This window comes from uncultured Roseibium sp. (assembly GCF_947499295.1).
In the GTDB taxonomy this organism is placed as follows: Bacteria; Pseudomonadota; Alphaproteobacteria; order Rhizobiales; family Stappiaceae; genus Roseibium.
On sequence record NZ_CANMNP010000087.1, the window covers coordinates 1 to 1,813 of the forward strand.

Consider the following 1,813-nt stretch of genomic DNA (forward strand, 5'->3'; position numbering starts at 1 on the left):
GTAAAACCTGTCCCATAGTGCATCCTTCCATTCGGGAGAAAAGACTGCACCATCAAAATCTGGGATCAAACACCTAGGCGAATACAGATGGCCGAAATTTCCTTAGCGTAGGCATTCCGCCCTTTTCCGTAACAGACACGGCGTTGTTGCATTAAAATGAAAGCCTGCGCCGGCGTGGAGATGTCACAGTCTGGGTTGATGAAAGCGTAGGGGATTGCCATGTCGATCATTTCCTACGCGGTTTGGGCGGATCATCGGTTTGCGCTGAGTACGGCAGATGTTGAAGACCTGCTCGCAGATCCATGATAGGCCTATACGACATAGGCGATAACTTCTCGAGGAAAACGAAAGCCCTTTAAACTGGAAAAAGCGGCCCAAATTTTCATCAGGAACACATAACCGAAACAATGGCAGCAGACAATTTGGCAATCTCGATTGGGGCCCTGCCGCTCGTCGCCATCGGCGGTCTAACCGCCGAACAGCTGGAGGACGTGCTCAAGCATGGAGAAGATAGCGGCGCCGTGGTCACCAACATCACACTCAATCCAGACCCGGAAGCAAGGACCCGTGAAGGGATCAAACGCACAGCGAAATGGCGATGAAGCAATTTTCCCACGTTCTCATAGTCGACGGGTCGGCTTCCGATACGCTCACTTCCTATTCAAACCGCTTACGAAAGAAATCACGCTCTTTCGCCCAAATCATTCAGCGTTTATGTTTGTGCCGAAAAATTCTCGCTGTCGACAGGTAAGCCAGCCAGACGAATGATAGCTGCCAGTGTCCACGGTATTGCCATTTGTGGACAGCCCCTGTTTTGCAAGAGTTTTCTTTTGTGATTTCGATCATGTTGCGAGCGGTCATTTGTCCGGCCTTTTTGCGCGACACGCTTGGCCGCTGGCCCTCCCTCTCAGCGTTGCATCGCAACGCCTGCCGGGCAGTGGATGAAGTCCGCACACCGGATCCCTATCAAGTTATCGAGCTGTGACGCCCTGGCAATACCACGGGGTGTTCCGGCCGCGGCTAGCTTGATCATCATCACTTGGATTGCTCTTGCATTCTCATCCGCGGACCCGTTCGTATCGGTGATCAGGCGCACGAAACATGAGCTGCTTGTGCTGACGGCATGCTTCGGCCAGATCACGCATTGAGGCTGTCTTCCGCCATACTCCGAATGCCGCCAATTCTGGTGGACATCATAGTAGTGCCGGGAATAGCGATTGAGATCAGGAACCGTTCGGCCGGGGTCATTATCCGCAGCGCGTTTTTCCGTCATTTCCGTCATGGCGTGCAGGATCAGCACCTTTTCCCAGAAGGTGCGTTCCGGCTTGACCGTTGTCACGCCACCAAATTTGAGATCAGCACCATTTGGGAGTTCGTCTGCCATGTAAGGGACTATCTCACGCGCTTCGACAGGAACGGGGTCGGGTCGGGCGCCACCTTCTATCCGTACTGCGGCTTGAACATACCCATCTCCGGATCCAAATGCACTGTCATACCCGACCACCAGGACATCGAGTGCATCCTTGTTCCGATAAGGATCGAAGCCAAATTCAACGGTGAAATGACCATTTCTTCCTGACAGGTCCTCGACGGCCGCGATCTCCACCAGCAACTGGTCACGAAGCGTGCCGGATATGTATTTGCGCGCCGCATCGTCGACCTCCTCGGCGATGGCTTTTTGCTGTTTGGTGATTGATGGCAGTGCGGCGATATCGGCCTCAAGCGGGGCATTCGACCCATTTGCGTTTCCACGCGCGCTCTCTGGTTATATCCGGTGCTCTTTTGCCAGGCCATGCGGCCATGGGCCTTGATC

General features: G+C 53.9%; 3 pseudogenes. 2 read left to right on the top strand and 1 reads right to left on the bottom strand.

The features are described 5' to 3' along the window. Positions 1-219: 219 nt before the first annotated feature. Together Q0835_RS29780 and Q0835_RS29785 are read left to right on the top strand one after the other, a co-directional pair. A pseudogene (locus Q0835_RS29780) lies at positions 220-300 on the top strand (IS6 family transposase); the annotation flags it as partial. Positions 301-443: 143 nt separating this feature from the next. Beyond that, positions 444-602: pseudogene (locus Q0835_RS29785) on the top strand (thiamine phosphate synthase); the annotation flags it as partial. Between the two features lie 468 nt (positions 603-1,070). Here the strand turns inward: Q0835_RS29785 and Q0835_RS29790 are convergent. Further along, a pseudogene (locus Q0835_RS29790) lies at positions 1,071-1,732 on the bottom strand (nucleotidyl transferase AbiEii/AbiGii toxin family protein); the annotation flags it as partial. Between the last annotated feature and the right edge of the window lie 81 nt (positions 1,733-1,813).